Source organism: Primorskyibacter marinus, from assembly GCF_003313245.1.
Taxonomy (GTDB): Bacteria; Pseudomonadota; Alphaproteobacteria; order Rhodobacterales; family Rhodobacteraceae; genus Primorskyibacter; species Primorskyibacter marinus.
Window position 1 is genome coordinate 108,187 of record NZ_QJSD01000004.1, and the last position, 24,942, is coordinate 133,128.

The window sequence follows — 24,942 nt, forward strand, 5'->3', positions numbered from 1 at the left end:
GGTAATTCATCCAAAGCGCTTTGATTTGACGTTGACGCACGCGAACTATCTGACGCTGCAAAGACATGCATTCTGGGAGGATTATCATGAAAAACCGATTTCTGGCGGGCGCTGCTGCGATCGCGCTGACAACCGGCTCCGCACATGCCGCAGGGCATATGCAATTCACACCGGGCGAGGGCGATTTCAACTGGGACAGCTTTGATGCCTTTGCAGATTCCCATGATTTCAGTGGCGAGCAGGTCACTGTTTTCGGACCATGGATCGGCCCCGATCAGGCGCTGGTGGAAAGCGTCCTTGCCTATTTCGCCGAAGCCACCGGGGCTGACGTGCGCTATACCGGATCGGACAGTTTTGAGCAGCAGATCGTCGTCGATACAGAGGCAGGTTCCGCCCCCAATGTCGCGGTTTTTCCACAACCGGGTCTTGCCTCTGATCTGGCGCGCCGTGGTTTTCTGACGCCGCTTGGGGAGGATGACGCCGCAGCTTTGCGCGACAATTATGCCGCCGGACAGTCCTGGGTCGATCTGGGCACCTATGCGGGTGCCGATGGCGAACAGCATCTTTACGCCTTTCCCTACAAGGCCGACGTGAAGTCGCTGGTCTGGTATAGCCCGGAGAATTTCGAAGATGCCGGGTATGACGTGCCCGAAACCATGGAAGAGCTGAAAGAGCTGACCGATCAGATCGTCGCGGATGGCGAAACGCCATGGTGCATCGGTCTCGGCTCCGGTGGTGCAACGGGATGGCCTGCGACCGATTGGGTCGAGGATATGATGCTGCGCACCCAGCCCCCCGAGGTCTACGACCAGTGGACGACCAATGAAATTCCCTTCAACGACGAGCGTGTGGTCGCCGCGATCGAGGAATTTGGATATTTTGCGCGCAATGACGACTATGTGGCTGGTGGGGCGGGCGCTGTGGCGTCCACAGATTTCCGCGACAGCCCAAAGGGTCTCTTTGCGTCGCCGCCGCAATGCTACATGCACCGTCAGGCAAGCTTTATCCCGTCCTTCTTCCCGGAAGAGACAGAGGTCGGACTGGATGCGGATTTCTTCTACTTCCCGGCTTATGAGGGCAAGGATCTGGGCAAGCCGGTGCTGGGGGCAGGAACGCTGTTTGCCATCACCAAGGATTCCCCCGCAGCGCAGGGTCTGATTGATTTTCTCGCGACACCGATTGCGCATGAGGTCTGGATGGCGCAGTCCGGTTTTCTTACGCCGCATACCGGCGTGAACCCGGCGATCTATGCCAATGACACACAGCGCCAGATGGGCGAGATCCTGACCAACGCCACGACCTTCCGTTTTGACGGATCGGACCTGATGCCCGGCGGCGTCGGTGCCGGATCGTTCTGGACCGGCATGGTGGATTATACCGGTGGCAAATCCGCCGAGGAAGTCGCCAGCGAAATCCAGCAAAGCTGGGATGGCTTGAAATAAGTCCCTCTCACATGCGCGCGCCATGTCCCGATGTTTGGGGCGTGGCCTTTTAAAAGTATCATTTTCCAATACTTTAACGGGGGAGAGGCTTATGCATCCGGCACTTCAGGGCATGCTGACCATCGTCATAGGTGTGGGGGCGTGCATTACCTATTTCTGGGGGTCGAACCAGTTTCTGGACAAGGTTCTTTATCCGCCGAAAGGTCCGAATGCCGGGCGCAACATCAACCGTGCCAATATCATCCGGCCCTGGTTGTTCCTGTTCCCCGCTGTTTTCGCGCTTGGACTTTACCTCGCCTATCCGGTGGTCGAGACGCTGCGCCTGTCGGTGACGCAGCGCATCCCCGGCGGCGGTTCGGAATTTGTCGGCCTCGACAATTACACGCAAATGTTCGGCGAGCAGAAATTCTGGGAAGCGATGCGCAACAATATGATGTGGCTGCTCGTGGTGCCTGCTGTGTCGACCGCAATGGGCCTGCTGGTCGCTCAGTTGACCGACCGGATCAAATGGGGCGCGATTGCCAAATCGTTGATCTTCATGCCGATGGCGATTTCCTTCGTGGGCGCCGCCGTGATCTGGAAACTGGTCTATGATGCCCGCCCGCCCGGCACCGAACAGATCGGTGTGTTGAACGCGATTTATGTCGGCCTGATGGATGGCGAGCCACAGCAATGGCTGACGACGCCATTCTGGAACAACTTTTTCCTGATGATTGTGCTGGTCTGGATTCAGACAGGCTTTGCCATGGTGATCCTGTCAGCAGCCCTTCGAGGTATCCCCGAGGAAACCGTCGAGGCGGCCATTGTCGATGGTGCGGGCCCGTTTCAGGTGTTCTTCAAGATCAAGGTGCCGCAGATCATGGGCACCATCGTGGTTGTCTGGACCACGATCACCATCGTGGTGCTGAAGATCTTCGATATCGTCTTTGCCATGACCAACGGCCAGTGGGAGACGCAGGTGCTGGCAAACTACATGTATGACAAGCTCTTCCGGTCGAATGACTGGGGCGTGGGGTCGGCCAGCGCAATGGTCATTATGCTGCTGGTGACGCCCATTCTGGTGTGGAACGTCTACAACGCCCGCAAAGAAATGCGCTGAGGGAGAGGGACCATGGATAACATCGCAGGAACCAAATCCTCTTTGACCTGGGCGGTGCATATCTCTGTCGCCGTTCTGGTGGCACTTTGGCTGTTCCCGACGGTGGGGCTGTTCGTGTCCTCGTTCCGGACGGCGGACCAGATCGCGACATCGGGCTGGTGGAAGGCACTGTTCCCGCAGGAACAGAACGAGGTCTTGCGCACCGCAGCACCTGACACGCAGATACAGGAAGGCGCGCTTTATGTGATCGAAGGCAATCTTTTCGAGACCGGTTCGGAGTCGGAGATTTCCGCATGGGGCACATCTTCGCGCGAGATCTCCGCCTACGCGCCCGGCGAAACGGCTGATCTGGGCGAGGACGGGCGTCTGACCGTGATGGCGGATGGCACTTACCGCTATGAGAATGACACGGCGTTTGAGGGCCGTCGCGGCGACCGGGTATTCGTGACCGCGACCGCGCCGCCGGAATTCACGCTCGACAATTACAGACAGGTGCTGTTGTCCGAGGATGCGACCGACAGCATGGCCAAGGCGTTTTTCAACACGCTGACAGTGACCATCCCGGCAACCATCATTCCCATCCTGATCGCGGCCTTCGCGGCCTATGCTTTGGCCTGGATGGATTTTCCGGGTCGGGCGCTGCTGATTGCTGCCGTGGTGGGCCTGCTGGTGGTGCCGCTGCAACTGGCGCTGATCCCGCTGTTGAAGCTGCATCTGGGGATCGGCATCGGCAAGGGCTATCTGGGCGTCTGGCTGGCGCATACCGGCTTTGGTCTGCCGCTGGCGATCTATCTGCTACGCAATTACATGGTCGGCCTTCCGCGTGACATTATCGAGAACGCACGGGTGGACGGGGCATCGGATTTTCAGATCTTCGTCAAGATCATCCTGCCGCTCAGCTTTCCCGCGCTCGCGTCCTTTGCGATCTTCCAGTTCCTCTGGACGTGGAATGACCTGCTTGTGGCGCTGGTTTTCCTGATCGACTCGACCGGTGAAACCACGGTGATGACGCGGCAGATCGTGGAACTTCTGGGCACACGGGGCGGCAACTGGGAAATCTTGGCAACGGCGGCCTTCGTGTCGATCGCCGTGCCGTTGATCGTGTTCTTCGCGATGCAGAAATACCTGGTGCGTGGGATGCTCGCGGGCTCGGTCAAATGACGTATCAACCCAAGGAAATGCAGGCAGACATGGCGGGACAACTCGACCCGACGGATAAGAACTGGTGGCGTGGCGCTGTCATATACCAGATATATCCGCGATCTTATCAAGACAGTAACGGCGACGGTATCGGCGATCTGAACGGCATTGCCCAAAGGCTGCCGCATATTGCCTCGCTCGGGGTGGATGCGGTCTGGATTTCGCCCTTCTTCACATCACCGATGAAAGATTTCGGCTATGATGTCAGCGACTATTGCGACGTCGATCCGATGTTCGGCACGCTGGCCGATTTCGATCAGGTGATCGAGACGGCGCATGGTCTGGGCCTGCGGGTGATGATCGATCTGGTGTTGTCGCACACCTCCGATCAGCATCCGTGGTTCGCACAAAGCCGTGCCAGCCGCGACAATGCCAAAGCCGATTGGTATGTTTGGGCCGATCCCAAGCCGGACGGCACGCCGCCCAATAACTGGCTGTCGATCTTCGGCGGGTCCGCCTGGCAATGGGACGGGCGGCGCGAGCAATATTACCTGCACAACTTCCTGACCTCGCAGCCGGATCTGAACTTTCACAACATGGATGTGCAGGATGCGTTGCTGGATGTGGTGACATTCTGGTTGCAGCGCGGGGTCGACGGGTTCAGGCTTGATACGATCAACTTTTATTTCGCTGACAAGGTCTTGCGGGACAATCCTGCACTGGCACCTGAAGACCGCAACAACTCTATCGCACCGTCGGTCAACCCGTATAATCATCAGGTGCATCTCTATTCCAAGAACCAGCCCGAGAACCTGGAGTTTCTCAAGCGGTTTCGCGCCACGATCGAACCCTTCGGTGCGGCCGCAGTGGGCGAGGTGGGCGATGCGCAGCGCGGGCTTGAGGTCATGGCCGAATATACTTCGGGCGGCGACAAGATGCAGATGTGTTACCCGTTCGAGCTGTTGCAGCCTGCGCGTCTGACCGCGGCATCTGCGGTGGACATCTTCGCAAAACTCAACGAGGCCGCGCCGGATGCCTGGCCCTGCTGGGCCTATTCCAACCATGACGTCACCCGCCATATCACCCGTTGGGATCTGTCGCCTGCCGCCGCGCGCGTTTACACAACGCTGCTGGTCTGCATGCGCGGGTCTGTCTGCATCTATCAGGGCGAGGAACTTGGCCTGCCAGAGGCCGACGTCCCGTTCGAGGACTTGCAAGACCCTTACGGCATAGAGTTCTGGCCGGAATACAAGGGCCGCGACGGCTGTCGCACACCGATGGTCTGGGAGCCGTCAAACCAGAATGGCGGGTTCAGTTCGGCCAAGCCGTGGTTGCCGGTCAGCAATGAACATCTGCAACGCTCTGTCGCCAGTCAGGAACAGGAACCGGGCGCGATCCTGCACCACTATCGCCGCGCGCTGGCTTTCCGGCGGATGCATCCACCGCTGGTCTCCGGCAGCAGCAGTGAGGTCCGGCGGAAAGGCGACGTGCTGTGGTTTACCCGCGCGCAAGACGGCAAGGAAATCTTCTGCGCCTTCAATCTCAGCGACACCCCCAGCGCGTTGGAGATGCCAGCGGGCAATTGGCAGCAGACCGGGGCAGAGCTGGGCAGTGCCACCACGTCAGCCGATTGCAAGTTGCATCTCGGCCCCTGGCAACCCTGCCTCGCAGAGCGTGATCTGTGACGAAAGACAAGGACATGAGGAAGGACCCGACATGGCCGATCTGAAACTGACCGATGTCGAAAAGACCTATGGCGGCACGGTGAACGTGCTCAATGACATCAATCTGGACATCAAGACCGGAGAGTTGATTGTTTTCGTCGGCCCGTCTGGCTGCGGCAAGTCCACGCTGTTGCGGATGATCGCGGGGCTGGAGAAGATCACCGGCGGTACGCTGGAAATTGACGGCCAGCGGATGAACGATGTGCCGCCCAGCCAGCGCGGCATCGCGATGGTGTTTCAGTCCTACGCGCTTTATCCGCATATGACGGTACGCGACAACATGACCTTTGCGCTGAAAATTGCCAAGAAGTCGAAGGAAGAGATTGACGTGGCGGTCGCCAAGGCGGCCAAGATCCTGCAACTGGAACCCTATCTGGACCGTCTGCCCAAGGCGCTGTCTGGCGGCCAGCGTCAGCGCGTTGCCATTGGCCGGTCCATTGTGCGCGACCCCAAGGTCTACCTGTTCGACGAACCGCTTTCGAACCTTGACGCCGCCTTGCGCGTGGCCACGCGGATCGAGATCGCACAGTTGAAGGAACAGATGCCGGACTCGACGATGATCTATGTCACCCACGATCAGGTCGAGGCAATGACCTTGGCCACCCGCATCGTCGTGCTGGCCAATAAGGGGATTGCGCAGGTCGGCAGCCCGCTGGACCTGTATGAACGCCCCAATAGCGAATTTGTCGCGCAGTTCATCGGCTCTCCGTCGATGAATTTGCTACCGGGCGAAATCACCGGAACCGGCCAGCAGACGACAATCCGGCTGGAAGGCGGCGGCACGGCTGTATCGGACGTGCCCAGCAATTCGGAGGATATGGGCCTGAAGGTCAATGTCGGGGTTCGCCCCGAAGATCTGGTAGAGGCGACGGATTCGTTCATCTTCGACGGCAAGGTGAATATCACCGAAGCCTTGGGGGAGGTGACGCTGTTGTATTTCGAACCGCAAGGCGGGGGAGAGCCGATCATCGGCAAACTGCCCGGCATCCACAAGGATCGCCGTGGCAAGACCGTGCGCCTGACCGCCGATCCCGCGAAAGTTCATATCTTTTATAACGAGGTCTCGCTGCTGTATCGCTGATGGCTCTCATGGTCTTGCCCCGTGCGGAAGGGACCAGACCAGTCTGGGCGGGAGGACTGCTTGAGGTTTGGCGTGACGCTCTGACATGCAGGCTTTGGCACGGCTCTCTATGCGTACGCTTTCCACGGCACGGGACGACATTCTCCAGGCACGGACACGATCGCCGAAACACGCAACAACAACCGGCAATCCCGGGTTGTGCTGACGTCAGGTGCGCCCACACCTTGGCAGCATGTCCTAGGGTAAAGTTGAGTGTTGGAAGAAATCGTCCAAAATCATTTCCTATAGTGTTGAATCTTAAAGAAAAAAATAAGAACTTTTCCAGTTTTCCACTGACTTGGTTTGCCAAATGCGCGGCGTCGTTCTGTGAAACTTTTGTGAATTCGTGGTAGATCGACTGTTATTCACAAGTTAATCCTTGAACTGGCACGCTTCATTTGTGCACACATAGTTGCGACAGGGATCTCGTGTCCGGCATTTGTCACTTTCTGGGAGAATACTGATGAAATATTCAACATCTTTTATCGCGGGTGCTGCGGTGTTGTGCTCGGCGCAAACCGCCTTTGCGCAGACGGAAATCGAGTTCTGGCATGCGTTTACCGGACGTCTGGGTGAACTGGTCGCCGAACAGGTAGAGACCTTCAATGCCAGCCAAAATGACTACACGGTCGTCGCCAGCCACAAGGGCAACTATTCCGAAACGCTGAACGCGGGTATCGCGGCATTTCGCGCAGGCGAGCAGCCCGACATCCTGATGGTGTTCGAGGTTGGCACGGCCACGATGATGGGTGCCAAGGGCGCGGTAAAGCCAGTCTATGAGGTCATGGAAGATGCCGGTGCCGAGTTTGACCAGTCGAAATATATCGGGTCGGTCAAAGGCTATTACACATCGGCCGATGGTAACATGCTGTCGCTGCCCTTCAACTCTTCCACGCCGGTCCTTTGGGTCAACCGCGACATGCTGGAAGAGGCCGGAATCGACCCCGATACAGATCTTTCCACTTGGGAAAATGTTGGCGCGACGCTGGACCAGTTGAAAGAGGCCGGCGTCGATTGCCCGATGACCACAGCATGGCAAAGCTGGATCCAGCTGGAAAACATGTCCGCCTACCATGACGTGCCGTTTGCCACCAAGGATAACGGTTTCGGCGGCACCGATACCGAACTGGTTTTCAACAGCGCCGCACAGGTCGCTCATATCTCGGCCCTGGGGGACTGGGCGAAAGAGGGCAAGTTCATCTATGCCGGTCGTCGCAACGAGGGCGGTGCCAACTTCCGCTCGGGCGAATGCGCGCTCTTCACCGAAAGCTCGGCTGGCTATGCAGGGATCAAGGCCGAAGCAGAATTTGCCTTTGATGTGCGTCCGTTGCCTTACTGGTCAGAGCTTGTCGATGAGCCGCAGAATACCATCATCGGCGGGGCCTCGCTTTGGGTGATGGAAGGTCAGACGGACGAGGAATACAAGGCCGTCGCGGCGTTTCTGAATTTCCTGTCCTCGCCGGAGATCCAGGCGAAGTGGCATCAGGATACCGGCTATCTGCCGATCACCACTGAAGCTGGCGAAAAGACTCGTGCGGACGGGTTCTACGATGAAAACCCCGGCACCGACATCGCCGTGATCCAGATGACAGCGAACGAGCCGACGAACAACTCCAAAGGTCTGCGCCTTGGGTCGTTCGATCAGATCCGCGGCATCATCGACGAGGAACTGGAAGCGGTCTGGGCCGGTGACAAGGACGCGCAAGCCGCGCTCGACAGCGCGGTAGAGCGTGGCAACGCGTTGCTGCGTCGTTTCGAATCTTCCCAACGCTGAATGAGCACAGGGCGGTGCCGGAGCATACGGCCCGGCGCCGCCCAACACACGTTCAAAAGCCGGAGGTTCGGATGCACACCACATACAAACCGCTGATTTTCCTCGCCTGTCTCGGACTAACGGGATGCGTCATGTCAGAGCCATCAGCCAACGGTGCCGACCCCGCAGCCGGGCAAGTCACCAATGCCAGTGACGCCGGTCTATACGCCGTGCGCCCCTATCCAGATCCGGGCTCTGTCTGTCAGGTCATCGGAGAAAGCGACGCAACACGCGAATTTCTGGACGATGCCGCCCTGCTTATCGGTTGCCCGACCCAGCAACGCAGCGCCATTGCCGACCGAATGAACGAAGGGGCGAGGGTGGTTGCACAGGTTCGCCAGTGGACGCTTCTTTCGGTGCCCATGCGATAACCTGTCTTACCGGAGCAATCCTGACACATCATGGAAAAGCGCGTCACCTTCAAAGGCATCTGGTTGCCGATCCTGCTGGTCCTGCCGCAGATAGTCATCACGGCTGTGTTCTTCTTCTATCCGGCGGGGCAAGCGGTCTGGCAGTCGCTGTTCATTCCCGACCCGTTCGGCCTGTCGATGCAATGGGTCGGGCTTGGGAATTTCGAGTACCTGTTTTCCGACCCGTATTACCGTGCGTCTTTCGTGACAACCGCAGTGTTTTCTATCCTCGTTACAGTGGTTTCCATGGGCGTGGCGCTGTATCTCGCGCTGCTTGCGGATCGGCTGATCAAGGGGGCGGGCGCGTATCGGACGCTGTTGATCTGGCCCTATGCTGTTGCGCCTGCTGTAGCGGGGGTTCTGTGGCTGTTCATGTTCAACACGCGCGTTGGTGTCGTGTCATGGTATCTTGGCGTGCTTGGCTATGACTGGAACCACGTCCTGAATGAAGGCGAGGCGATGGGCCTGGTCGTCGTGTCCTCTGCCTGGGGACGGATCAGCTATAACTTCCTGTTCTTCCTGGCCGGGCTGCAAGCCATTCCCAAATCGGTGATCGAGGCCGCGGCCATTGATGGTGCGCATTTCTGGACGCGGTTTCGTACCATCGTCTTTCCGCTTTTGTCACCGACGACGTTTTTCCTGCTGGTCGTGAACATCATCTACGCCTTTTTTGAAACCTTCGGCGTCATCCACACGATTACCAGCGGCGGTCCGCAACAGGCCACCACGATCCTTGTTTATAAGGTGTTTTCGGACGGCTTTGTGGGGCAGGATCTGGGATCATCCGCGGCGCAATCCGTCGTGCTGCTGTTCCTTGTGTCAATCCTGACGGTGGTTCAGTTCAAATTCATCGAACGCAGGGTGCATTACTGATGGCTGAGCGGAACGGTATGGTGGAAAAGCGCGGCGCGGGGCTGTGGCTGACCCATCTGGGGCTGATTATCGGCGTCCTGTTTATCTTCTTTCCGATCTGGCTGGCCTTCGTGGCCTCGACGGTCACGCAGGCCGATATTGTCCGCCCGCCAATGCCTCTTTTGCCCGGCGATCAGTTTTTCACAAACTACGGACGCGCCCTGACGTCGGGTGTGAATGCGCCGGTTGCCACGATGCTGCTCAATTCCATGGCAATGGCGCTGGGGATTGCGGTGGGCAAAATCGCGATTTCGCTGCTGTCGGCCTTTGCGATCGTGTATTTCCGGTTCCCGCTGCGAAAGCTGTTTTTCTGGCTGATTTTCCTGACCCTGATGCTGCCGGTCGAAGTGCGGATCGTGCCCACCTACGAGGTCATTGCGAATTTCGGGATGCTCAACAGCTATCAAGGCCTGATCCTGCCGCTGATTGCCTCGGCCACCGCGACCTTTCTGTTCCGCCAGTTCTTCATGACGGTCCCGGATGAGCTGGCCGAGGCGGCGCGGGTCGATGGTGCAAAACCGATGCGGTTCTTCTTCGATATCCTGCTTCCGATGAGCCGGACAAATATTGCCGCACTCTTTGTAATTCTGTTCATATACGGCTGGAACCAGTACCTCTGGCCGTTGCTGATAACCACCGACCCTGACATGAACACGATCGTCATGGGCATCAAGCAGATGTTCCCCAGCGGCGATGACACGGCCGATTGGCCGGTGATCATGGCGACGTCGATTCTGGCGATGGTGCCGCCGGTTCTGGTGGTGGTGGGAATGCAGCGGTTGTTCGTGCGCGGACTGGTGGAGAGCGAGAAATAATGGCGACTGTCACACTTCAAAACGTCAGGAAATCCTTCGGGAAAACCGATGTCATCCATGGCATTGACCTTGATATTGCCGATGGCGAATTCATCGTGATTGTCGGGCCGTCCGGCTGCGGGAAATCCACCTTGCTGCGCATGGTTGCGGGGCTGGAAACCGTTACATCCGGCGAGGTGAAGATCGGCGGCAGGCTGGTCAACGACGTAGAGCCGATGGATCGCGACATCGCCATGGTGTTTCAGAACTACGCGCTTTATCCGCATATGTCGGTCTTCGACAACATGGCCTACGGGCTCAAGATCGCCAAAACCCCCCGGTCCGAGATTGAAGAGCGTGTGGCAAGTGCAGCAGAGCTTTTGCAGCTTGAACCCTACCTGCACCGTAAACCGCGCGAATTGTCGGGGGGGCAGCGTCAGCGCGTCGCCATGGGCCGCGCCATCGTGCGCAAACCCGCCGTGTTCCTGTTCGACGAACCGCTCAGCAACCTTGACGCCAAGCTTCGTGTGCAAATGCGGTTGGAGATCAAGGCGTTGCAGCGCAAACTGGGTGTCACGGCGCTATACGTCACCCATGATCAGGTCGAGGCGATGACACTGGCGGATCGTATGGTCGTGATGAATAGCGGGGTCGCGGACCAGATTGGCAAACCGCTGGAGGTTTACGCCGACCCGCAGACGGCCTTTGTCGGCGGGTTCATCGGATCGCCGCCGACGAATTTCCTGAATGCCGGGCTGATACCGGGCCTTGCCACCGGCAACACCATCGGCATCCGGCCCGAGCATCTGACACTGCGCGCGGATGGGCGGCTTCAGACAACCGTCGCCTATACCGAAGCACTGGGTGCCGAGACATTGATCCACTGCCGTCTGCCGGACGGCAATCAGATCACCGCGCGGCAGGACGCGACGCAGCGCATCCCGGCCGAGGGCGAAAGCATCGGCATCACCTGGAACGATGGCGACGCCATGCTTTTCGATGCCGGTGGTCGCCGCACCGGACAGGTTTAATCCGCGCGGCGTTGTTCGCAGCGATCCCAAATCTTACGATCCAGAAAGGGGTGGCTGGCCTCGTGTCTTGGTTGGACTTGATATACTTGCATGTCGTGCGTCTTCCGGGCGTCGTCCCAGTCCGTCGGATTTGGTATCGCGATTAACGAAGACGCCGCTGCTTTTCATCCGCTTGACCCTGACGGCACCCCTGCAATTGAAGCACTGCGGTCAGAGGCAACAAGCGCGAAGCCTTGGTCAATCACGGCTGTGTCGTCTGAAATTGAAGATCTGAGGTCTGCAAACCGGTGCAAGGGCCATTCGCGGATTTGTTGCGAACCACGAATCATCGGTCAGATATTTGACGGCTTGAATCTACGACCAAGGTCTGTGCAATTCTTATTTTATAAGAATCGCTTTCATGCTCGCAAATCGTGCAGTCTGTCACGGCGTAAGCATGCGCAGAATAAGGAGATATCGACATGGCATGGACGAAACCGAAGATCCGCGAAATCGAATGCGGGATGGAAATCAACATGTATGGACCTGAAAGCGACGAAGAGCGCGAAGTGCTGTTCTGAACGACCTGCGCGGATTATCTGAATGACGTTTCGCGCATATATTCTGGGCGCTGCGGCGGGCGGTGGCCTGCCGCAGTGGAATTGTGGTTGCCAGAACTGTAATCTTGCGCGCCTCGGGCAGATTCCGCAGCAGACGCAATCCTCGCTGGCGGTTTCCGGGAATGGCCGGGACTGGGCGATCCTCAATGCCTCGCCCGACATCCGACAGCAACTGGCCGATGCGGCCCCTCTACATCCCACAGGGTCGCGAACGCTGCCTTTGAGTTCAGTGCTTGTCACCAATGGAGACATTGACCATGTGGCCGGGCTGCTGACCTTGCGCGAAATGCAGCCTTTTACGCTATTCGCGACACGCGCGATCCACGATGTGCTGGACACCAACACAATTTTTGACGCCCTGCGCCGGGACGTCGTCGCGCGGGAACCCATCGCGTTGGAACAGCCATTCGAACTGGCACCGGATCTTGCGGCAGAGCTTTTCCCGGTGCCGGGCAAGGTTCCGCTTTACCTTGAGGGGGAGACCGTCGAAACCGGCCAGATCGGTGAGAATACCGTTGGTGTGGCGCTAACCTTGGGTAAGACGCGGGTCTATTACATTCCCGGCTGTGCGACGCTGAACGACACATTGCGAACGCGGCTGGATGGCGCTGATCTGGTATTCTTCGATGGAACACTCTGGCAGGATGACGAGATGATCCGCGCCGGGTTGGGACAGAAAACCGGCCAGCGTATGGGCCATATGTCGATGTCGGGGCAGGACGGTTCTATCGCGGCGTTTCGCGACCTCAATATTGGCCAGAAGGTTTTTGTTCATATGAACAACACGAACCCTGTTCTACGCCCCAACGGGGCCGAGCGTGCCGAAGCGCAAGCCGCCGGATGGACAATAGGGCAGGATGGAATGGAGATTACGGCATGACCCGCACACCGCAGTCACGCGACGCTTTCGAGGCCCGTCTTCGCCAGATCGGGGCCGAGCGTTATCACGATCTGCACCCGTTTCACGACCGGTTGCACGGCGGTGGGTGCACGCCTGAACAGGTGCAGGCCTGGGTTATCAACCGCTATTATTATCAGCACTCTATCCCGATGAAGGACGCTGCTTTCATGAGCCGGGTCGAGGATTCCAACCTGCGCCGCGCCTGGCGTTCGCGGATGGAGGATCACGACGGCACGGATACAAACGAAGGTGGCATTCGGCGCTGGCTGCGTCTGGCAGAGGCGGTGGGGCTTGATCCGGACTATGTTGCTTCCTGCGACGGGGTGCTTCCTGCGACAAGGTTTGCTGTCGATGCCTATGTGCGCTTTGTCCATGAAAAGACGTTGCTGGAAGCGGTGGCCGCGTCCCTGACGGAACTCTTTGCTCCGAAGATTCATGCCAACCGCATCGAGGGGCTGTTGAAGAACTACGCCTTCGCCGACGACTCTTCACTGTCCTATTTCCGCAACCGTCTGAAAGAAGCGCCCAAGGATGTGGCCTTTGGTCTGGCCTGGGTGCTGGATCATGCCGATACGGCGGAAAAGCAGGACGCGGCGGCCAAGGCGCTGATCTTCAAGACCGATGTCCTCTGGTCGCAGCTTGACGCGCTTTGGGGCGCGTATGTGGAACCGGCGCGCATCCCGCCCGGCGCATGGCAGCCCGGAACTGGCACCCTGATCCGGCAGGCGTCCTGATGGCACCCGACGACGTTCCGTTTCTGCCGCGCGGTGTGCGGCTTCATTTTGACAAGGTTCGTGACACCTGGGTGTTGCTGGCTCCGGAACGGGCGATCACGCTGGACGCGGTGGGCCACGCCATCCTGAGCGAGGTGGATGGCACCCGCAGCTTTGGCGAAATCGCACAAGCGCTGGCTGCACAGTATGACGCCCCCGTTGAACAGATCACCGGGGACAGTGCTGGCTTTCTGGGCGCGCTGCGCGACAGGCGCTTTCTGGAGGTTGCACCGTGAAAATACCGCCCCCCATCGCCATGCTGGCAGAACTGACACATCGGTGTCCGCTTTCCTGCCCATACTGTTCGAACCCACTTGAACTGGCCCGGCAAGAGACTGAACTGGACACCGAAATCTGGGCGCGAGTCTTCCGCGAAGCGGCTGATCTGGGCGTCTTGCAATTGCATCTCTCTGGCGGCGAACCCGCCTCGCGCCGGGATCTGACGCAGTTGGTTCTGGCCGCCCGCGACGCCGGGCTTTACACCAACCTCATCACGTCCGGCATCGGTTTGACCGAGCGGCGCTTGCAAGAGCTTGACAAGGCCGGGCTGGACCACATCCAGCTTTCGCTGCAAGGCACCACAGCCGAAATGGCGGATGCGGTTGGCGGGTACAAAGGCGGCTTTGCGCGCAAGATGCAGGTGGCCGAATGGATCGGCGCGATCGGCTTTCCGCTGACATTGAATGCCGTGCTTCATCGTCATAACCTGCACCAATTGCCGCGCGCTCTGGAAATGGCCGTTGAAATGGGTGCCCGCCGGATCGAGGTCGCGACCGTGCAATTCCACGGCTGGGCATTGAAGAACCGCGGCGCGCTGATGCCCACGCATGCACAAGCGAAAGAAGCCACCCGGATCGTGGCAGAGGCGCGCGCGGCGCTGAAAGGTACGCTGGTCATCGACTATGTCCCGGCGGATTACCACGAGGATTACCCAAAACGCTGCATGGGCGGCTGGGGGTCTTCGGGGTTGAACGTGGCCCCGGATGGGCAGGTGCTGCCTTGCCACGCCGCGCAAAGCATTCCGCATCTGAAATTCGACCGGGTGACGGACAAATCCCTGTCCGAGATCTGGTATCAGGGCACCGCTTTCAACGCCTATCGCGGGACTGACTGGATGGCGGAACCCTGCAAATCCTGTGACCGCAAGTTGAAGGATTTCGGCGGCTGTCGCTGTCAGGCTTTTGCGCTTCTGGGTGACGCCACGGCGACGGACCCGGTATGTGTAAAGTCGCCGCAGCATGGCTGGCTGACATCGCAAACTCAGGCAGAGCTGCAAGGTGCCGGCACTCCCGCGCTTGACGATCCTGCCGCTGGCGAGGCCGGGGACGTCTTTGATACGTCAGAATTGACCTATCGCGTGCTGCCCCGCCCGTAAGGCGCGCGGTCGCGTTCCGTCGCGACGCTTTGCAATTGCAATCGGGCACATCCCCCTTTTGACACGGCCCTCAACCTGCGACCCGAGCGCGCATCTGGGCGCGTTCCCATTTCGTTCTTCGTTATGGGTTGGCGAAACGCTGACTGTCCACTATGTGTTAACCGTCAATCGCAGGGGCAGTCATGGCTGAGTTGAAGCATATAGAGGTGCGCGGCGCGCGCGAGCATAACCTCAAGAGTATCGACGTGGACATTCCGCGCGACAAGCTTGTGGTGATCACCGGGCTGTCGGGCTCTGGCAAGTCGTCGCTGGCCTTTGACACGGTCTATGCCGAAGGGCAGCGCCGCTATGTGGAATCGCTGTCGGCTTATGCCCGGCAATTTCTTGATATGATGCAGAAACCCGATGTGGATCATATCAGCGGTCTCAGCCCCGCGATCTCTATCGAGCAGAAGACGACCTCGAAGAACCCGCGCTCGACCGTTGGCACGGTGACAGAGATCTACGACTATATGCGTCTGTTGTTCGCCCGCGCCGGAACGCCCTATAGCCCCGCCACCGGGCTGCCCATCGAGGCGCAGCAGGTGCAGGACATGGTTGACCGCGTGATGACGATGGAGGAGGGGACGCGCGCCTATCTTCTGGCCCCGATCGTGCGCGACCGTAAAGGCGAATACCGCAAGGAATTCATAGAGTTGCGCAAGCAGGGTTTCCAGCGTGTCAAGGTCGATGGCACCTTTTACGAATTGGACGAACCCCCTACGCTGGACAAGAAGTTCCGCCATGACATCGACGTTGTGGTTGATCGTCTGGTTGTAAAGGAAGGGCTGGAGGTGCGCCTTGCCGACAGTTTCCGCACCGCGCTGGACCTGGCCGATGGCATCGCCGTGCTGGAAACCGCCGTCAGTGAGGGCGAGCCGGAGCGGATGACCTTCTCCGAGAAATTCGCCTGTCCGGTCAGCGGCTTCACCATCCCCGAAATCGAACCGCGTCTATTTTCGTTCAACGCGCCGTTTGGGGCTTGTCCGGAATGTGACGGGCTGGGGGTAGAGCTGTTCTTTGATCCCAATCTGGTCGTCCCCGACACCACGCTGAAAATCGGCGACGGGGCGCTGGCACCGTGGCGAAAGGGCAAATCGCCCTATTTCACCCAGACCATCGAAGCCATTGCCAAACATTACGAATTTGACAAATCGGCCAAGTGGAAGGATCTGCCCGCGCATGTGCAGCAGGTTTTTCTTTATGGGTCCGGAGAGGATGAAATCCCTTTCCGTTACGACGAGGGGGGCCGTGTCTATCAGGTTGAGCGGAGCTTTGAAGGCGTCATTCCGAATATGGAGCGGCGCTATCGCGAAACGGATTCCAACTGGATCCGCGAAGAATTCGAGCGTTATCAGAACAACCGGCCCTGCGGCACTTGCGGCGGATACCGCCTGCGCGAAGAGGCACTGGCAGTGAAGATCGGACCGTCCGATGGCAAGCCAGAGGACCGGCTGCATGTCGGGCAGGTCGTACAGATGAGCATTCGCGAGGCGTTTGACTGGTGCGAAGCGGTGCCGGATCAACTGAGCGTCCAGAAGAACGAGATCGCCCGCGCTATCCTCAAGGAAATCCGCGAACGGCTTGGCTTTCTGAACAATGTGGGCCTCGAATATCTGACGCTGTCGCGCAATGCGGGCACGCTGTCTGGTGGTGAATCGCAACGTATCCGGTTGGCCAGCCAGATCGGTTCTGGCCTGACGGGGGTGCTGTATGTGCTGGACGAACCGTCGATCGGTCTGCATCAGCGCGACAATGACCGGCTGCTTGGCACACTGAAAAACCTGCGCGATCAGGGCAATACGGTGATCGTTGTCGAACATGACGAAGAGGCGATCCGCGAGGCGGATTACGTCTTTGATATTGGTCCCGGCGCAGGGGTACATGGCGGGCAGGTGGTCAGCCGTGGCACGCCCGAGGAAATCATCGCCGATCCGGCCAGCCTGACCGGGCAATACCTGTCAGGTGCGCGCGAAATCGCCGTGCCCGCGGAGCGTCGCAAAGGCAACAAGAAGAAGCTGAAGGTCGTCAAGGCCACCGGCAACAACCTCAAGAACGTGACGGCGGAATTTCCGCTGGGCAAGTTTGTCTGCGTGACCGGCGTGTCAGGTGGGGGCAAATCCACGCTGACGATCGAGACACTGTTCAAAACCGCCTCGATGCGGCTGAACGGCGCGCGGCAGACCCCGGCACCATGTGAGACGATCAAGGGGTTGGAACATCTCGACAAGGTCATCGACATTGACCAGCGACCGATCGGACGGACGCCGCGTTCCAACCCGGCGACCTATACCGGTGCCTTCACCCCGATCCGCGACTGGTTCGCCGGGTTGCCAGAGGCCAAGGCGCGCGGCTACAAGCCCGGTCGGTTCTCTTTCAATGTCAAGGGGGGCCGCTGCGAGGCCTGTCAGGGCGACGGCGTCATCAAGATCGAGATGCATTTCCTGCCCGATGTCTATGTGACATGCGAGACCTGCAAGGGGGCGCGTTACAACCGGGAGACGCTGGAAATAAAGTTCAAAGGCAAGAGCATAGCCGACGTTCTTGATATGACGGTCGAAGACGCACAGGGCTTTTTCAAGGCCGTGCCGTCGATCCGGGACAAGATGGATGCGCTTGCCCGTGTGGGACTAGGTTATATCAAGGTGGGGCAGCAGGCGACGACGCTTTCGGGCGGCGAGGCGCAGCGGGTGAAGCTGTCCAAGGAACTGTCGAAACGCTCCACCGGGCGCACGCTGTATATTCTGGACGAGCCGACCACCGGCCTGCATTTCGAAGATGTGCGCAAGCTGTTGGAGGTGCTGCACGAGCTGGTCGATCAGGGCAACTCGGTCGTGGTGATCGAGCATAATCTCGACGTGATCAAGACTGCCGACTGGATCATCGACATTGGACCCGAAGGCGGCGATGGCGGTGGCGAGATCGTGGCCACGGGAACCCCCGAGAAGGTTGCGGAAGAGCCGCGCAGTCATACGGGGCATTACCTCAAGGGTATGCTGGGCGCCCGCAAGGTGGCGGCAGAGTAGGGCACTGCTACCAGTCGCTGCGATCAATCGAGGATCGCAGCGACCGCACCGATCAGGTCCAGCACCTCGCGTGTTTCACGGTCGACCCGCAGCACCTGATCGCCCACGCGGTAGTAGGTGTCGCTTGGGACCAGCCCATAACGACCCGGTTCGCGGATGATTATGTAATCGCCGCGCCGCACGACCTCGCCGACGCGGTAATGGTAGCGGTCATGATCGTCATCCCGAATGCCTTGCTTCTTCGCAAGTCCGGGTGGGACGCAGGCCGGGCTCTTCTTGGCCAGTCCTGGGGGGCACGCCTTCGGCCCGGCAAGTCCCGCAGGAGCCGTGCCAACCGTCATCAATCCGGCAAGCATGGCGATGGCAGCAAGTTTCATGTGCATGACTGTTTCTCCAGAGTCGTTCCAAACGCCAATGCGCCAACATCCAGAAATGTTCCAGCTGTTTCAGTTTCGCGCGCGGATCCTTGCCGTCATGCGGCGGCGACTTGCCTACTTGGTCTTGCAGGTGTTGATGCCGAGCAGCGCATAGGGCGGGCAGGAGCCCATGGCCGCCGTCGCCAGCATCGCCACGCCGACGACGCCCGCAATCCAAGCCCAACCGCCCGTAAGCGACGTGAAGACCAACAGCAGCAGCACAACGCCCAGCACGGCGCGGATCATCCGGTCGGTCTGGCCCATGTTTTTCGCAAGCATTTTCTTTTCTCCAATGAAGGTTTCATTCGAGACTGAGCTTTACGACATATACAATTTGCGGAATATGACACAGATCAACTCTGCGTGCGTTTCTCGAATCGCGGTAGCATGGCAGAGAAATCCTTGCCTCTGCCATCCTCATCCTCGACAAACCGCTTGTAGAGTTCCAGTGCGGCCGCGCCCATCGGCGTGTCGGCATCCGCTGCATCCGCCGCCTGCTGCGACAGGCCAAGGTCTTTCAGCATCAACTCGGCCGCGAAACCGGGCAGGTAGCCGTTATCGGCGGGTGATTGCGGCCCAACCCCCGGTGCCGGACAATAGGCGTTCATCGACCAGCTATAGCCTGAAGAGGTGGAGACAACGTCGAACATTGCCTCGCGCGCAAGGCCCAGCTTGTCGGCCAGCGCGAAGGCCTCGCAGGTGGCAATCATGGTGACACCGAGGATCATGTTGTTGCAAATCTTCGCGGCCTGCCCGTTGCCCGATGGACCGCAATGCACCGCTTTCTGGCCCATGACCTCGAACAGTGGCGCGGCCTTGGCAAAACCCGCATCGTCCCCGCCCACCATGAAGGTCAGCGTCCCGCCCGCAGCGCCACCGACCCCGCCAGAGACCGGCGCGTCCAGCGCTGACAGGCCCGCCGCCTGTGCCTGCTCGGCCACGGCGCGGGCGCTGTCCACATCGACGGTAGAGCAATCCAGAAAGACCGCGCCTTCCGTCATGGTTGGGATGATCTGATCCGCGATCTCCCGCAAAATGGCACCGTTGGGCAGCATGGTGATGACCACATCGGCCCCCGTTGCGGCCTCTGCGGCGTTTTTCGCCACGGTTGCGCCCTCGGCAGTGGCACCCGCCACGTCAAAGCCCGTCACATCATGTCCGGCCTTCACAAGATTGGCGGCCATCGGCGCGCCCATATTGCCCAATCCGATAAACCCGATCTTCATGCCTTGTCCTTTCAATCGAAATTCAGTGCGTCGGCACCCAGAGGTGCCAGCATCTTCGAGACCTCATCGGCAGGGACATCAGCGATACTGTGCCGCCATTTCGGCCTGCGATCCTTGTCGATGATCGCCGCGCGGATCCCTTCTAGGAAATCGCCGTGTTCCATGATGCGCCAGGAGACGCGATATTCAAGCGCCAACGCGTCCCGGACCGTCATCGGCCCGTCGCGCAAATGGCGCAGCATTTCCAGTGTCAGCGCCATCGACAGCGGGGATGATCGCATCATCGCCTTCAGGGTTTCGCCAGCAAAGGCGCTGCCGTCCTGGCGCAGCGCCGCCACCAGACCGGCCAGCGTTTCCGCATTGAAAAGCGTGTCGATCTGCGGCTGGTTCCCGGCGAGCGTGCTTTCCGGTGCGGGGCGCGATGCCGCTGCGATGGCCGTGATGTCGCCGCTCTGTTCAAGCGTTGCAATGAGTTGGGGCCAAGCGTCCTCTGGCACGAAAGCGTCGGCAAAGCCCGCATGGATCGCATCGCCCGGACCCATCCGCGCGGCGGTCAGGCCAAGATATTCGCCAAGTCGGCCGGGCGCGCGCGCCAGCAGATAAGAGCCGCCCACATCCGGTACAAATCCGATGCCGCATTCGGGCATGGAAATCCGGCTGCTCTCGCATATGATCCGGTGCGAAACATGCCCGCCCAAACCGACACCGCCACCCATCGTGAAGCCCTGCATCAGGCTGACCACGGGTTTGGGATACTCGGCAAGTGCCGCATTCATCCGGTATTCGTCATGCCAGAATTGCCGCCCATAGGCATAGTCGTCATGCGTCCCGGTGCGGTACATCTCGGCAATGTCGCCACCGGCGCAGAACGCCTTGTCGCCCTGCGCGTCCAGGATCAGCAGGTCTACATTCGGATCGCCGCGCCAATCCTCCAACGCTTTCGCGATGTTCAGACACATGTCATAGGTCAACGCGTTCAGCGCCTTGGGGCGGGTCAGGGTGATCCGTCCGGCGCGGCCTTCGCGGCGGATGTGAATGTCGTTGCTCATGCCCGATCCGCCAGCATCTGACGCGAGATGATCAGGCGCATGATCTCGTTCGTGCCTTCGAGGATCTGATGCACGCGCAGATCGCGGACGATCTTTTCGACGCCGTAATCGGCAAGGTAGCCATACCCGCCATGCAGTTGCAGGCATTGGTTGGCAACATCAAACGCCGCGTCGGTGACGTAAAGCTTTGCCATGGCGCAGAACTTCGTGGCATCGGGTGCCTGATTGTCCAGTTTCCACGCGGCCTGACGCAGGAAGATGCGTGCTGATTGCAGGGCGACCTCCATCTCGGCCAGCCGGAACTGGAGCGCCTGAAACCGGTCGATGGTCTGGCCGAAGGCTTTGCGTTCACCCATATAGGCCAGCGTCAGGTCCAGCGCGTTTTGCGCGCCGCCAAGCGCGGAGGCGGCAATGTTCAGACGGCCACCATCCAGCCCGGCCATCGCGTAGGAAAACCCGCGCCCCTCTTCGCCGATCAGATTGTCATGCGCCACGGTGCAATCGTCGAATTGCACCTGAGCGGTGGGCTGTGCGCGCCAGCCCATCTTGTCCTCCAGCCCGCCAAAGCTGAGACCGGGTGTGCCATCCTCTATCACGACGGTGGAAATGCCTTTTGGCCCGTCCTCGCCGGTACGGACCATGGTGATATAGGCATCTGAATAGCCCGCGCCCGAGATAAAGGCCTTGGTGCCGTTCAGCACATAGCCTGCATTCGTTTTTGCGGCGCGGGTCCGCAGCGCAGACGCGTCAGAGCCGGAACCGGGTTCGGTCAGGCAATAGCTGAACACTTTCGACATGGTGCATAGATCGGGCAGCCATTTCGCCTTGGTTTCCTCACTGCCGAATTTGTCGATCATGCCGCCGCACATGTTATGAATCGACAGGAACGATCCCACGGCGGGGCAGGCCATCGCCAGTGCTTCGAACACCAGCGTAGCGTCAAGCCGCGACAGGCCCGAGCCGCCGAAATCTTCGGACACATAGATCCCGCCAAGGCCGAGTTCCGCCACGCGGGGCCACAGATCCTTGGGGATGGTGCCCTGTTTTTCCCAGTCGCGCGCAAAAGGTGCGATATATTCCTGCCCGAAGGCGCGTGCCATGTAGAAAATGGCGCTCTGTTCCTCGCTCAGCGCGAAATCCATGTTGTCCTCTCCGCCGATTGTGAATTGTCCGAATGGTTAAGTCGCGTTTGTTACAGGAGTGTTTCGGATGTTCAGGCACTGGTTGCAATGGCGCCTTTGAATGCGGACCGGCATCCGAACCGCCAATTCCGGCGCTTCAAAGGCTGGCGTGAAACTCCTCGACCAGATGGGCGACCACGGCGCGCATCTGGCCTTCGTGATCTTTACCGTCCGCCTTCGCAGCGGCAAGCACGCCGCGTTGCCGGGTCGAAGATGTGCCATCCGCAGCGATGCGGCGCAACTGTTCAAGATCCTGCAAGCATTTGAGCGTGCCTGCATCCTCCTCGACAAGCGCGATCAGTTCATCGACCAGTTCAACAAATGGGACAATTTCGCCCCGGCCAAAATCAATCAGCCCTTCGGTGACGCCATAGCGTTGCGCCCGCCAGCGATTTTCTCCGATCAGGAAGCGATCGTAAATCCGCCAGCGCTGGTTCTTGACGCGAAGCCGCCACAGCATCCGCAGCAGACACTGGTTCAGTGCGGCCAGCGCCAGCGTGTCCTCAAGCCGGGGCGACACGTCCATGATCCGCGTTTCCAGGGTTGGAAACTGCGCCGAGGGCCGCAGATCCCACCAGATTTTCGAGATGTCGTCGATCACGCCAAGCTTTATCAGGATTTCGACAGAGCGCTGGAAATCCTGCCAGCTTTCAAACTGGGGCGGCAGGCCGGTGCGGGGCAGGTTGTCAAAGACTGAGATGCGGTAAGACGCCATCTTGGTGTCCTGTCCCTGCCAGTAGGGCGAAGAGGTCGATAGCGCCAGCAGATGCGGCAGGAAATAGGACAATTGCCGCATCAGATCTGCCCGCAGCAGATCGTCGTTCAATCCGACATGCACATGGCAGCCGCAGATCAGCATCCGTCGCGCCACCCCGCCCAGATCGCGTTCCAGCGAATTGTAGCGGTCCTTGTCGGTGTGGCTTTGGGTTTTCCAGTCGGCAAGCGGGTGGCAGGACGCGGCGATCGGGGCCAACCCGTGTTTGTGCGCATGTTTCGACACTGTGTCGCGCAACCGTTTAAGATCCTCGCGCGCCTCGCCGGTATCGGCGCAGACCTTGGTGCCGACCTCTATCTGACATTGCAGAAATTCGGGACTGACCTGATTTTCAAGCTCTGACATGCAGGCATTCATCAGCCCGTCTGGCGCTTCGGCCAGCGCATATGTCTCCAGGTCAACGAGCAGATATTCCTCCTCGATGCCGATGCTGAAGGCGGGTTCTGTCACAGGCTGCCCCTCTTGATCGCTTTTGTCAGTTGACCAGAGCATGCCGGGCAGGGCAAGCGTCGCGCGAACGGGGCATAGCGAAAGGGCGGCCTGTGAAGCCGCCCTTTACTGGTCATTTATCTGGCGTCAGGCGCAGATCAGTCCATCGCCTTGAAGTTGAACTCTCCACCGTCCTTGATGCCCGAGAACCACCGCGCGGTGACGGTTTTGGTCTTGGTGTAGAACCGGAACGCATCGGGACCGTATTGGTTGAGATCGCCAAAGGCCGATTTCTTCCAGCCGCCGAATGTGTGGTAGCTCAGCGGCACCGGGATCGGGAAGTTGATACCGACCATGCCGACATTGACCCGGTGGGCAAAGTCGCGCGCCGTGTCACCGTCAGCGGTGTAGATCGCCGTGCCGTTGCCATAAGGATTGTCGATCACAAGGTTCAGCGCGTCCTCGTAGGTCTCGGCACGCACGGTGCTGAGGACGGGACCAAAGATCTCTTCCTTGTAGATGTCCATATCGGGGGTCACGTTGTCAAACAGCGACGGACCGACGAAAAAGCCATCCTCATAGCCTTGCAGGCTGAAGTTTCGTCCGTCGATGACCAGCTTGGCACCTTGATCCACACCGGAGTTGACCAGCCCCTCGATCCGCTCTTTGGAGGCGGCGGTGATGACCGGGCCGTAATCGACATCGTCGCCGGACGTGTAGGGGCCGACCTTCAGCTTTTCGACGCGCGGGATCAGGCTTTCCATCAGCTTGTCGGCGGTTTCCTGTCCGACAGGCACCGCGACAGAGATCGCCATGCAGCGTTCGCCCGCCGCGCCGAAACCTGCGCCCACAAGCGCGTCCGCGGCCTTTTCAATATCGGCATCCGGCATGATGATCATGTGGTTCTTGGCACCGCCGAAGCACTGCGCCCGCTTGCCGTTATTGGCAGCGCGACCATAGATATATTGCGCAATCGGGGTGGAGCCGACAAAGCCCACGGCCTGCACCGTGTCATTGTCAAGGATCGCGTCCACGACTTCCTTGTCGCCATTGATGACCTGCAATACGCCGTCGGGCAGACCGGCCTCTGTCAGCAACTCGGCCAGACGCAGCGAGGTTGACGGGCAACGTTCGGACGGTTTCAGGATCATCGCGTTGCCGCAGGTCAGGGCGGGGGCCATTTTCCACAGCGGGATCATCGCGGGGAAGTTGAACGGCGTGATGCCCGCAACCACACCCAGCGGCTGGCGCATGGAATACAGGTCGATGCCGGGGCCACCATCATCTGTGAATTCGCCCTTCAGAAGCGACGGCCCGCCCATGCATACCTCGACGACTTCCAACCCGCGCTGCACGTCACCGCGCCCGTCGGGCAGGGTCTTGCCATGCTCGCGGCTGACCAGCTCTGCCAACTCGTCCATATGCTCGTTGATCAGCGCGCCGAATTTCATCATCACCCGCGCGCGGCGCTGCGGGTTGGTGGCACTCCAGGCCTTCTGCGCCTCTTCGGCCTTGGCAACGGCATCGTTCAACTCTTCGACTGTCGCCAAAGGCACCTTGGCCTGCACTTCGCCCGTGGCCGGGTTCATCACATCAGCAAACCGGCCCGATGTGCCCTTGACGTGCTTGCCATTGATATAGTGGCTGAGTTCCTGCATCCGATATTCC

23 protein-coding genes are annotated in these 24,942 nt (G+C 59.5%); 16 read left to right on the forward strand and 7 right to left on the reverse strand.

From position 1 onward, the window contains the following. Positions 1-86: 86 nt before the first annotated feature. From DMZ65_RS08760 to uvrA, 16 genes are all read left to right on the forward strand, one after another. The gene (locus DMZ65_RS08760) at positions 87-1,442 is read left to right on the forward strand and encodes an ABC transporter substrate-binding protein (RefSeq protein WP_116598527.1); all 1,356 of its coding nucleotides are present in this window, start codon (positions 87-89) and stop codon (positions 1,440-1,442) included. 91 nt (positions 1,443-1,533) lie between these two features. Next, entirely contained in the window at positions 1,534-2,541 is a 1,008-nt protein-coding gene (locus DMZ65_RS08765; RefSeq protein WP_116598528.1) for a carbohydrate ABC transporter permease, read from the forward strand. Positions 2,542-2,553: 12 nt separating this feature from the next. After that, the gene (locus tag DMZ65_RS08770) at positions 2,554-3,702 is read left to right on the forward strand and encodes a carbohydrate ABC transporter permease (protein WP_116598529.1); all 1,149 of its coding nucleotides are present in this window, start codon (positions 2,554-2,556) and stop codon (positions 3,700-3,702) included. Beyond that, a complete protein-coding gene (locus tag DMZ65_RS08775; RefSeq protein ID WP_438942712.1) occupies positions 3,699-5,366 on the forward strand; it encodes an alpha-glucosidase in 1,668 nt (555 codons plus the stop codon). The genes DMZ65_RS08770 and DMZ65_RS08775 overlap by 4 nt, the downstream gene beginning before the upstream one ends. Before the next feature lie 31 nt (positions 5,367-5,397). Next, positions 5,398-6,486, forward strand: coding sequence for an ABC transporter ATP-binding protein (locus DMZ65_RS08780; RefSeq protein WP_116598600.1), 1,089 nt, complete (start codon positions 5,398-5,400; stop codon positions 6,484-6,486). Between the two features lie 502 nt (positions 6,487-6,988). Then, positions 6,989-8,299, forward strand: coding sequence for a sn-glycerol-3-phosphate ABC transporter substrate-binding protein UgpB (gene ugpB, locus DMZ65_RS08785; RefSeq protein WP_116598530.1), 1,311 nt, complete (start codon positions 6,989-6,991; stop codon positions 8,297-8,299). A gap of 131 nt (positions 8,300-8,430) precedes the next feature. Beyond that, a complete protein-coding gene (locus tag DMZ65_RS08790; RefSeq protein ID WP_116598531.1) occupies positions 8,431-8,709 on the forward strand; it encodes a hypothetical protein in 279 nt (92 codons plus the stop codon). A gap of 30 nt (positions 8,710-8,739) precedes the next feature. Then, on the forward strand, positions 8,740-9,621 hold the full coding sequence (gene ugpA, locus DMZ65_RS08795) for a sn-glycerol-3-phosphate ABC transporter permease UgpA (protein WP_116598532.1): 882 nt from the start codon (positions 8,740-8,742) through the stop codon (positions 9,619-9,621). A 17-nt stretch (positions 9,622-9,638) separates the two neighbouring features. Beyond that, positions 9,639-10,475: a sn-glycerol-3-phosphate ABC transporter permease UgpE gene (gene ugpE, locus DMZ65_RS08800; RefSeq protein ID WP_116598601.1), complete on the forward strand. Its 837-nt coding sequence runs from the start codon at positions 9,639-9,641 to the stop codon at positions 10,473-10,475. Beyond that, complete coding sequence (ugpC, locus tag DMZ65_RS08805) at positions 10,475-11,485, forward strand: sn-glycerol-3-phosphate ABC transporter ATP-binding protein UgpC (protein WP_116598533.1); 1,011 nt, start codon at positions 10,475-10,477, stop codon at positions 11,483-11,485. Before ugpE ends, ugpC begins: the two co-directional genes overlap by 1 nt. Positions 11,486-11,946: 461 nt before the next feature. Beyond that, entirely contained in the window at positions 11,947-12,045 is a 99-nt protein-coding gene (gene pqqA / locus DMZ65_RS08810; RefSeq protein WP_084350152.1) for a pyrroloquinoline quinone precursor peptide PqqA, read from the forward strand. A gap of 22 nt (positions 12,046-12,067) precedes the next feature. Beyond that, positions 12,068-12,964 (forward strand): pyrroloquinoline quinone biosynthesis protein PqqB, encoded by an 897-nt coding sequence (gene pqqB / locus DMZ65_RS08815; protein WP_116598534.1) that lies wholly within the window; start codon positions 12,068-12,070, stop codon positions 12,962-12,964. Further along, complete coding sequence (gene pqqC, locus DMZ65_RS08820) at positions 12,961-13,719, forward strand: pyrroloquinoline-quinone synthase PqqC (RefSeq protein WP_116598535.1); 759 nt, start codon at positions 12,961-12,963, stop codon at positions 13,717-13,719. Before pqqB ends, pqqC begins: the two co-directional genes overlap by 4 nt. Next, on the forward strand, positions 13,719-13,994 hold the full coding sequence (gene pqqD / locus DMZ65_RS08825) for a pyrroloquinoline quinone biosynthesis peptide chaperone PqqD (RefSeq protein WP_116598536.1): 276 nt from the start codon (positions 13,719-13,721) through the stop codon (positions 13,992-13,994). The genes pqqC and pqqD overlap by 1 nt, the downstream gene beginning before the upstream one ends. Then, entirely contained in the window at positions 13,991-15,133 is a 1,143-nt protein-coding gene (pqqE, locus tag DMZ65_RS08830) for a pyrroloquinoline quinone biosynthesis protein PqqE (protein WP_116598537.1), read from the forward strand. The genes pqqD and pqqE overlap by 4 nt, the downstream gene beginning before the upstream one ends. Before the next feature lie 182 nt (positions 15,134-15,315). Continuing rightward, on the forward strand, positions 15,316-18,198 hold the full coding sequence (uvrA, locus tag DMZ65_RS08835; RefSeq protein ID WP_116598538.1) for an excinuclease ABC subunit UvrA: 2,883 nt from the start codon (positions 15,316-15,318) through the stop codon (positions 18,196-18,198). A 23-nt stretch (positions 18,199-18,221) separates the two neighbouring features. Here uvrA and DMZ65_RS08840 read toward each other — a convergent pair whose 3' ends face one another. The 7 genes from DMZ65_RS08840 to DMZ65_RS08870 form a co-directional block, all read right to left on the reverse strand. Next, on the reverse strand, positions 18,222-18,581 hold the full coding sequence (locus DMZ65_RS08840; protein ID WP_232824943.1) for an excinuclease ABC subunit A: 360 nt from the start codon (positions 18,579-18,581) through the stop codon (positions 18,222-18,224). Between the two features lie 108 nt (positions 18,582-18,689). Continuing rightward, positions 18,690-18,893, reverse strand: coding sequence for a YgaP family membrane protein (locus DMZ65_RS08845; RefSeq protein WP_084350146.1), 204 nt, complete (start codon positions 18,891-18,893; stop codon positions 18,690-18,692). A gap of 74 nt (positions 18,894-18,967) precedes the next feature. Further along, positions 18,968-19,840 carry a 3-hydroxyisobutyrate dehydrogenase gene (gene mmsB, locus DMZ65_RS08850; protein WP_116598540.1) on the reverse strand — a complete coding sequence of 291 codons (873 nt, stop codon included), beginning with the start codon at positions 19,838-19,840 and terminating at the stop codon, positions 18,968-18,970. Between the two features lie 11 nt (positions 19,841-19,851). Then, positions 19,852-20,889, reverse strand: a complete 1,038-nt coding sequence (locus DMZ65_RS08855) for an enoyl-CoA hydratase/isomerase family protein (protein ID WP_116598541.1) — start codon at positions 20,887-20,889, stop codon at positions 19,852-19,854. Next, entirely contained in the window at positions 20,886-22,031 is a 1,146-nt protein-coding gene (locus DMZ65_RS08860) for an acyl-CoA dehydrogenase family protein (RefSeq protein ID WP_116598542.1), read from the reverse strand. Before DMZ65_RS08860 ends, DMZ65_RS08855 begins: the two co-directional genes overlap by 4 nt. A 136-nt stretch (positions 22,032-22,167) precedes the next feature. After that, positions 22,168-23,295 carry a carboxylate-amine ligase gene (locus DMZ65_RS08865; RefSeq protein ID WP_116598602.1) on the reverse strand — a complete coding sequence of 376 codons (1,128 nt, stop codon included), beginning with the start codon at positions 23,293-23,295 and terminating at the stop codon, positions 22,168-22,170. A gap of 137 nt (positions 23,296-23,432) precedes the next feature. Beyond that, on the reverse strand, positions 23,433-24,932 hold the full coding sequence (locus tag DMZ65_RS08870) for a CoA-acylating methylmalonate-semialdehyde dehydrogenase (RefSeq protein WP_116598603.1): 1,500 nt from the start codon (positions 24,930-24,932) through the stop codon (positions 23,433-23,435). Positions 24,933-24,942 lie beyond the last annotated feature (10 nt).

Coding starts and splice junctions, on each gene's coding strand:
- DMZ65_RS08760 (WP_116598527.1), top strand. CDS start 87: ATGAAAAACCGATTTCTGGCGGGCGCTGCTGCGATCGCGCTGACAACC.
- DMZ65_RS08765 (WP_116598528.1), top strand. CDS start 1,534: ATGCATCCGGCACTTCAGGGCATGCTGACCATCGTCATAGGTGTGGGG.
- DMZ65_RS08770 (WP_116598529.1), top strand. CDS start 2,554: ATGGATAACATCGCAGGAACCAAATCCTCTTTGACCTGGGCGGTGCAT.
- DMZ65_RS08775 (WP_438942712.1), top strand. CDS start 3,699: ATGACGTATCAACCCAAGGAAATGCAGGCAGACATGGCGGGACAACTC.
- DMZ65_RS08780 (WP_116598600.1), top strand. CDS start 5,398: ATGGCCGATCTGAAACTGACCGATGTCGAAAAGACCTATGGCGGCACG.
- ugpB (WP_116598530.1), top strand. CDS start 6,989: ATGAAATATTCAACATCTTTTATCGCGGGTGCTGCGGTGTTGTGCTCG.
- DMZ65_RS08790 (WP_116598531.1), top strand. CDS start 8,431: ATGTCAGAGCCATCAGCCAACGGTGCCGACCCCGCAGCCGGGCAAGTC.
- ugpA (WP_116598532.1), top strand. CDS start 8,740: ATGGAAAAGCGCGTCACCTTCAAAGGCATCTGGTTGCCGATCCTGCTG.
- ugpE (WP_116598601.1), top strand. CDS start 9,639: ATGGTGGAAAAGCGCGGCGCGGGGCTGTGGCTGACCCATCTGGGGCTG.
- ugpC (WP_116598533.1), top strand. CDS start 10,475: ATGGCGACTGTCACACTTCAAAACGTCAGGAAATCCTTCGGGAAAACC.
- pqqA (WP_084350152.1), top strand. CDS start 11,947: ATGGCATGGACGAAACCGAAGATCCGCGAAATCGAATGCGGGATGGAA.
- pqqB (WP_116598534.1), top strand. CDS start 12,068: ATGACGTTTCGCGCATATATTCTGGGCGCTGCGGCGGGCGGTGGCCTG.
- pqqC (WP_116598535.1), top strand. CDS start 12,961: ATGACCCGCACACCGCAGTCACGCGACGCTTTCGAGGCCCGTCTTCGC.
- pqqD (WP_116598536.1), top strand. CDS start 13,719: ATGGCACCCGACGACGTTCCGTTTCTGCCGCGCGGTGTGCGGCTTCAT.
- uvrA (WP_116598538.1), top strand. CDS start 15,316: ATGGCTGAGTTGAAGCATATAGAGGTGCGCGGCGCGCGCGAGCATAAC.
- DMZ65_RS08840 (WP_232824943.1), bottom strand. CDS start 18,581: ATGCACATGAAACTTGCTGCCATCGCCATGCTTGCCGGATTGATGACG.
- DMZ65_RS08845 (WP_084350146.1), bottom strand. CDS start 18,893: ATGCTTGCGAAAAACATGGGCCAGACCGACCGGATGATCCGCGCCGTG.
- mmsB (WP_116598540.1), bottom strand. CDS start 19,840: ATGAAGATCGGGTTTATCGGATTGGGCAATATGGGCGCGCCGATGGCC.
- DMZ65_RS08855 (WP_116598541.1), bottom strand. CDS start 20,889: ATGAGCAACGACATTCACATCCGCCGCGAAGGCCGCGCCGGACGGATC.
- DMZ65_RS08860 (WP_116598542.1), bottom strand. CDS start 22,031: ATGGATTTCGCGCTGAGCGAGGAACAGAGCGCCATTTTCTACATGGCA.
- DMZ65_RS08870 (WP_116598603.1), bottom strand. CDS start 24,932: ATGCAGGAACTCAGCCACTATATCAATGGCAAGCACGTCAAGGGCACA.